The 370-nt window shown below is 59.1% G+C and carries 1 protein-coding gene; it reads left to right on the top strand.

Annotation, left to right across the window (positions count from 1 at the left end; translation table 11 throughout):
- Positions 1 to 126: 126 nt before the first annotated feature.
- A partial coding sequence (locus tag AB4Z27_RS29805) for a DUF3304 domain-containing protein (protein WP_441646085.1) occupies positions 127 to 370 on the top strand: 244 nt, incomplete at its 3' end.

Here is a 370-nt window from a genome sequence, read left to right as displayed (position 1 = left end):
CGGCCGGTTCGCTGTCCATTTCCTGCGCGGCGGCGAGGTCAAGGTGTTCGTCACCATGATGGGCCTCGGGCATCCGGACTATCCGCTCAAGGGTGAGGATGCCGAACTGTGACAAAGACTTCGTCCATGCCTGCCGATACGCGTCATCGCCGCGAAACGAAATGGTTCCCCTCAGTCTGGCGTCTTTGCCTATTGGCYGGGCTGTGCTTGCCACTGACAGGATGCACCGAAGACCAGATGACGTTGAATCTGGTGGGCCACAACCATACCAACAGGAGCATCTACAGTTTTGGCGTCAACGAATATGGCGGTGGCTACCTGGGAGCACACCGCGGCGGCGGGGGACATACCTGTTGCATCAGCATTCCAC

Source organism: Cupriavidus sp. KB_39, assembly GCF_052114485.1.
Lineage (GTDB): Bacteria > Pseudomonadota > Gammaproteobacteria > Burkholderiales > Burkholderiaceae > Cupriavidus.
This window is presented reverse-complemented; position numbering and strand designations above follow the sequence as displayed.